Raw genomic sequence first — 6,340 nt, forward strand, 5'->3', positions numbered from 1 at the left:
CGGTTAAAAACAGTCACAAAAGAAAAAGGCTTGCCGCAGCAAGCCTTTGGAAGAAGGGCATCAAGCTTGCTGGCGATGCTTTTTTTCCAGCTTCTTCTTGATCCGGTCGCGTTTAAGCGTGGACAGGTAATCAACAAACAGCTTGCCGTTGAGGTGGTCGCATTCATGCTGAATGCACACTGCCAGCAAGCCTTCGGCGATCAGTTCGTAGGGCTTGCCGTCACGGTCCAGGGCCTTGATCTTCACGCGCAGCGGGCGTTCGACGTTCTCGTAGAACTCCGGCACTGACAGGCAGCCTTCCTGGTATTCGCCCATCTCTTCGGTCAGCGGTTCGAACTCGGGGTTGATAAACACCCGCGGCTCGCTGCGATCTTCCGACAGGTCCATGACCACGACGCGCTGATGCACGTTGACCTGGGTCGCGGCGAGGCCGATGCCCGGGGCTTCATACATTGTTTCAAACATGTCATCGACCAACTGACGAACCTTGTCGTCCACTACGGCCACCGGTTTGGCGATCGTGCGCAGGCGCGAGTCGGGAAATTCGAGGATGTTCAAAATAGCCATAAGCGTAATTGCTGCACATGTGAGGTAGAGGCAAATCGGCGTTGGGATGGACCCAGACCGCCGGTGTGAAAGGTTCGAAAGCCGCTAAGGCTCTGGCATTTCACGCGAACGCACATAATAAAGGAGATTGACCCCATGAGGAAATCGCTACTCGTCTTGCTGTTGTGGGCGCCGCTCGCCATGGCCCTGGTTTCCCAGCCCGGCCCGCGCCTGGAACAGGCGACGCAACAGGCCATCCGCCACTTCTTGCTGCACAACCGCATTTTCGATACACCCCAGGACCTGGACAACGCCCCTTACATTGTTGCCGCCGACGCGGGGCGAGTCCTGGGCGCCAACGGTGAGCGCGTGCATGCCCGCGGTGACCTGGACCCGGCCCAGCCGGACTATGGGATCTTTCGTCGCGGCAAAACCTACACCGACCCGCAAACCCAGGAGCTGCTGGGCATCAATGCCGACGACATCGGCAGCGCACGCTTTGTATTGGCGGGCGACCTCAGCACCCTGGCCGTGCAAAGGGTGACCCAGGAAGTGCGCCCAGGCGACCGCTTGCTGCGTGCCGAACCGCCCGTCGAATGGGCTAACCGGGAGCCTGCGCCTTTCATCGAAGGGCATATTATCGATATTCCCAAGGGTGTCACCCAGATCGGCGTAATGGATGCCGTGACCTTGAACAAGGGCCGCCGTGACGGTCTGGCCGAAGGCCACCTGCTCACGGTGATCAAGGCCGGCGTGAGCGTACGCGACAGCCTCTCTGGCGCCCCGGCCCAACTCCCCGATGAAGATGCTGGCACGCTGCTGGTGTTTCGCACCTACGAAAAACTCAGTTATGGCCTGGTGCTCAGAGCCTCGCGTTCACTCGCGGTCATGGATCGATTCGAGACTGCCCGACAAACGCAATAAATAGCCTGCTAAATAAGTTACCAACAGAGTTATCCACAGCTTGTTCAGATCAAGGACGATCAAATGTATCCGACAAACAGCCCTGAAATTTCCCCTGCAGAACTGGAAGCCCGACTACGCTTGCACAGGCTGCCGGAACTGGGCCCCAAGCGTTTTCGTGTATTGATTGACGCATTTGGTTCTGCCTCCAAGGCCATCAGCGCCCCGGCGAGTGCCTGGCGTTCTCTCGGGTTGCCACCCATTAGCGCCGATGCCAGGCGCAGCCCTGAAATTCGAGATGGCGCCAGTGATGCGCTCGCATGGTTGGAGCGCCCGGCCCAGCATTTACTGATGTGGGACCAGCCTGAGTACCCTGCGTTACTGACGCAGATCGACGATGCACCGCCGTTATTATTCGTTGCCGGCGAGCCAAGCATTCTCGAAAAGCCGCAGTTGGCCATGGTCGGCAGTCGCCGTGCATCACGCCCTGGGATGGACACTGCCGCCGCCTTTTCGCGCAGCCTGGCAAGCGCCGGTTTTGTCATCACCAGTGGCTTGGCCTTGGGCATCGACGGTGCTGCGCACCAAGCGGCATTAGATGTCGGGGGGCAGACAATCGGCGTGCTCGGCACCGGCCTCGAAAATTTTTATCCACAACGCCACCGCCAGCTCGCCGCCGCGATGATTGCCCAGGGCAGCGCGGTGGTTTCCGAGTTTCCGCTGGACGCCGCGCCCCAGGCCGCCAACTTTCCACGGCGCAACCGGATTATCAGCGGCCTGTCGCTGGGGGGGCTGGTGGTGGAAGCCAGCATGGCCAGTGGTTCGCTGATCACCGCCAAGCTTGCCGCCGAGCAAGGGCGTGAGGTGTATGCGATTCCGGGTTCCATTCATCATCCGGGCGCCAAGGGCTGCCATCAGTTGATTCGCGACGGTGCGACGCTGGTGGAGTCCATCGAGCACATCCTGGACGGCTTGCGCGGTTGGCAGGCGTTGTCCCGCCCGGCGCCGATGCCGGTCACCCATCCGCTGGTGGCGCTGTTGCACGCGGCGCCCCTCACCAGCGAGGCCTTGGCGATTGCCAGCGGGCGGCCGTTGTCCCACACACTGGCGGCGCTTACCGAGCTTGAGCTTGAGGGCCAGGTGATCTGCGAAAGCGGGCGCTGGCTTGCGCGCGGCCCGCTTATGTAATTAGTTTTTGCAAAGAACATCGGTAAACTGCCCACAGCTTTAGTCCGGAGAGTGAGCAATGGTCAACAGGTGGCGTGTGCTGGAAGCCGCACGAGAAATTCGCGCAGGCGCGGTGATTGCCTATCCGACCGAAGCGGTCTGGGGCCTGGGCTGCGACCCGTGGAATGAAGACGCGGTGGACCGGCTGCTGGCGATCAAGAATCGCTCGGTCGACAAGGGGCTGATCCTGGTGGCGGACAATATCCGTCAGTTCGATTTTCTGTTTGAAGACTTCCCGGACACCTGGATCGACCGCATGGCCAGCACCTGGCCGGGGCCGAATACCTGGCTGGTGCCGCATCAGGGCATGTTGCCGGAATGGGTGACCGGTGTGCATGACACCGTGGCGCTGCGGGTCAGTGATCATCCGTTGGTTAGGGATTTATGCGCGCAGGTGGGGCCGTTGATCTCTACCTCAGCCAACCCGCAAGGCCGCCCGGCGGCGCGTACGCGCATTCGCGTGGAGCAGTATTTCCGTGGCCAAGTGGATTTGGTGCTGGGTGGTGCCCTGGGTGGGCGCAAGAACCCCAGCCTGATTCGCGATTTGGCGACGGGTGAGGTAGTGCGGCCGTCTTGAGACCGAGGCGCGGCCATCGCGGGCAAGCCCGGCTCCCACAGGGGAGTGCATTCCAAATGTGGGAGCGGGCTTGCCCGCGATGGGGCCCTTACAAACGCGGAAGATCTTAGAGACTTATGGCAGCAAAATGGTCGACCCGGTCGTCCTGCGCCCCGACAACTCCGTCTGCGCCTTCGCCGCATCCGCCAGCGCAAACCGCTGGTTGATATCAATACGCACCTTGCCGCTCTTGATCATCGAGAACAGATCATCGGCCATCGCCTGCAAGTCTTTCGGGTTGCTGGCGTAAGTCGCCAGTGTCGGCCGAGTGACATACAACGAGCCCTTCGCCGCCAGAATCCCCAGGTTCACGCCATCCACCGCGCCCGACGCATTGCCGAAACTCACCACTAAACCCCGTGGCGCCACGCTGTCCAGCGAGGTCAGCCAGGTATCTTTGCCAACGCCGTCGTACACCACCGGGACTTTTTTGCCGTCGGTCAATTCCAGCACGCGCTGTGCGACGTTTTCCTTGCTGTAGTCGATGGTTTCCCAGGCGCCGAGGGATTTGGCCAGTGCGGCTTTTTCCGGCGAACTCACGGTGCCGATCAGCTTCACGCCCAGTGCCTTGGCCCATTGGCAGGCCAGGGAGCCCACGCCACCGGCAGCGGCGTGGAACAGAATGGTTTCGCCACCCTTCAACTCGTAGGTCTGACGCAGCAGGTACTGCACGGTCAGGCCCTTGAGCATCGCGCCAGCCGCCTGTTCGAAGCTGATAGCGTCGGGCAAGTGCACCAGGTTGGCGGCAGGCAACACATGCAGTTGGCTGTACGCACCCAGTGGGCCACTGCCGTAGGCCACGCGGTCACCGACCTTGAACTGCGTGACCTCGCTGCCAACCGCATCCACCACGCCAGCGCCTTCTGCGCCAAGGCCCGACGGCAAGGCTGGCGGCGCATACAGGCCGCTGCGGAAATAGGTGTCGATGAAGTTCAGGCCGATGGCCTCGTTCCGCACACGAACCTGCTGTGGCCCAGGTTCTGCCGGGGTGTAGTCCACATACTCAAGCACTTCGGGGCCACCATGGGCGCTGAACTGGATACGTTTGGCCATCTGCACTTCTCCTGAGGTCGAATCGCGTAGCCCCCTATCCCACTCCTAAGCTTGATCTTCGTCAACTGCGGCGCGGTCGGGTGCAGTGGTATCCTGTGCGCCCATTTGCCGCCGACGCCCAATGGCCTCGCGTAGCTTTGCCCGATTCAAGGTGATGCCATGACTACCCGCACCGAGGCTGTAAAGGCCTACCTGCTTGACCTGCAAGACCGCATTTGCAGCGCCCTGGAAACCTTCGAGACGGATACTCGCTTTATCGAAGACGCCTGGACCCGGCCTGCCGGCGGCGGCGGTCGCACCCGTGTGATCGAAAACGGTTCGGTGATCGAAAAAGGCGGCGTCAACTTTTCCCACGTCTTCGGCAGTGGCCTGCCACCGTCCGCCAGCGCGCATCGCCCGGAACTGGCTGGGCGTGGCTTTGAAGCCCTCGGCGTGTCGCTGGTGATCCACCCGCACAACCCGCATGTGCCGACGTCCCACGCCAACGTGCGCTTTTTCATCGCCGAAAAAGACGGCGAAGAGCCGGTGTGGTGGTTCGGTGGCGGCTTCGACCTCACGCCCTACTACGGCAATGAAGAAGACTGCATCCACTGGCATCGCGTGGCCGAGCAGGCCTGTGCGCCGTTTGGCGCGGATGTGTATTCGCGCTACAAGGCCTGGTGCGACACCTACTTCCATATCAAGCACCGCAACGAACCGCGCGGCATCGGCGGCCTGTTCTTCGATGACTTGAACGAGTGGGGCTTTGACACCTGCTTCGCCTTCATCCGTGCCATCGGCGATGCCTACATCGACGCCTACCTGCCGATCGTGCAGCGTCGCAAGGCCATGGCTTACACCGAGCAGCAGCGCCAATTCCAGGAATTCCGTCGTGGCCGCTACGTCGAATTCAACCTGGTCTACGACCGGGGCACCCTGTTCGGCCTGCAATCGGGCGGGCGTACCGAGTCGATCCTGATGTCGCTGCCGCCGCAAGTACGCTGGAGCTACGACTGGAAAGCCGAAGCCGACAGCGAAGAAGCGCGCCTCACTGATTACTACCTGCAAGACCGCGACTGGTTGGGCCTTGCTGCGCCCAAGGCGGCTGTCTGATGGACCGTTATGTGGTGTTCGGCAACCCCATTGGCCACAGCAAGTCGCCGTTGATTCACCGCATGTTCGCCGAGCAGACCGGTGAGCAACTGGACTACAGCACCCTGCTCGCGCCGCTGGAGGATTTCACCGGCTGTGCCCGTGAGTTCTTTGCACAAGGCCGTGGCGCCAACGTCACCGTGCCGTTCAAGGAAGACGCCTACCGCCTGGCCAACAGCTTGACCGAACGCGCCCAGCGCGCAGGCGCTGTGAACACCCTGAGCAAGCTTGCCGACGGCACCTTGCTGGGCGACAACACCGACGGCGCCGGCCTGGTGCGCGACCTCACGGTGAACGCCGGGCTTAGCCTGCAAGGCAAACGCATCCTGCTGCTGGGCGCCGGTGGCGCCGTACGCGGGGCGTTGGAGCCATTACTGGCTGAGCAACCTGCGTCGCTGATCATCGCCAACCGCACCGTTGAAAAAGCCGAACTGCTTGCCGAGCTGTTCGACGATTTGGGGCCGGTGTCGGCCAGCGGTTTCGATTGGCTGCGTGAGCCGGTGGACGTGATCATCAATGCCACGTCTGCCAGCCTGTCAGGCGATGTACCGCCGATTGCCGGCAGCCTGATCGAACCGGGCAAGACCTTTTGCTACGACATGATGTACGCCAAGGAGCCAACAGCGTTCTGTCGCTGGGCTGCTGAGCAAGGCGCGGCGGTTGGCGGGTATGGGGCGTAGCCTGACGTTGCGCCGGGCGCGGCCGCAAGTCGTCGAGGAACTGAAAAAGCTGGAAGGGGCCGATAAATGCCCCATCCATTTTGAAGAATAAACACGGTTAAAACTGTGGGAGCTGGCTTGCCTGCGATGGCGGTGAATCAGCCAGCACATCTGTATCTGATACACCGCCATCGCAGGCAAGCCA

The 6,340-nt window shown here is 61.6% G+C and carries 6 protein-coding genes and 1 pseudogene; 5 read left to right on the forward strand and 2 right to left on the reverse strand.

Annotated elements, in window-relative coordinates; translation table 11 throughout:
- Nucleotides 1–60: 60 nt before the first annotated feature.
- A complete protein-coding gene (def, locus tag FEM54_RS00180) occupies nt 61–567 on the reverse strand; it encodes a peptide deformylase (RefSeq protein WP_017135146.1) in 507 nt (168 codons plus the stop codon).
- 135 nt (nt 568–702) lie between these two features.
- Between def and FEM54_RS00185 the strand changes: the two genes are divergently transcribed.
- From FEM54_RS00185 to tsaC, 3 genes are all read left to right on the forward strand, one after another.
- Nucleotides 703–1,470: a peptidoglycan-binding protein gene (locus FEM54_RS00185; RefSeq protein ID WP_138448948.1), complete on the forward strand. Its 768-nt coding sequence runs from the start codon at nt 703–705 to the stop codon at nt 1,468–1,470.
- A gap of 63 nt (nt 1,471–1,533) precedes the next feature.
- Complete coding sequence (dprA, locus tag FEM54_RS00190; RefSeq protein ID WP_138448951.1) at nt 1,534–2,637, forward strand: DNA-processing protein DprA; 1,104 nt, start codon at nt 1,534–1,536, stop codon at nt 2,635–2,637.
- Nucleotides 2,638–2,695: 58 nt separating this feature from the next.
- Nucleotides 2,696–3,253 carry an L-threonylcarbamoyladenylate synthase type 1 TsaC gene (gene tsaC / locus FEM54_RS00195; RefSeq protein WP_017135149.1) on the forward strand — a complete coding sequence of 186 codons (558 nt, stop codon included), beginning with the start codon at nt 2,696–2,698 and terminating at the stop codon, nt 3,251–3,253.
- 114 nt (nt 3,254–3,367) lie between these two features.
- Here tsaC and FEM54_RS00200 read toward each other — a convergent pair whose 3' ends face one another.
- Entirely contained in the window at nt 3,368–4,345 is a 978-nt protein-coding gene (locus FEM54_RS00200; protein ID WP_017135150.1) for an NADPH:quinone reductase, read from the reverse strand.
- Between the two features lie 159 nt (nt 4,346–4,504).
- Between FEM54_RS00200 and hemF the strand changes: the two genes are divergently transcribed.
- Together hemF and aroE are read left to right on the forward strand one after the other, a co-directional pair.
- Entirely contained in the window at nt 4,505–5,437 is a 933-nt protein-coding gene (gene hemF / locus FEM54_RS00205; RefSeq protein WP_017135151.1) for an oxygen-dependent coproporphyrinogen oxidase, read from the forward strand.
- Nucleotides 5,437–6,138: pseudogene (gene aroE, locus FEM54_RS00210) on the forward strand (shikimate dehydrogenase); the annotation flags it as partial. The gene hemF and the pseudogene aroE, both read left to right, overlap by 1 nt.
- Nucleotides 6,139–6,340 lie beyond the last annotated feature (202 nt).

The organism is Pseudomonas edaphica, from assembly GCF_005863185.1.
Taxonomy (GTDB): domain Bacteria; phylum Pseudomonadota; class Gammaproteobacteria; order Pseudomonadales; family Pseudomonadaceae; genus Aquipseudomonas; species Aquipseudomonas edaphica.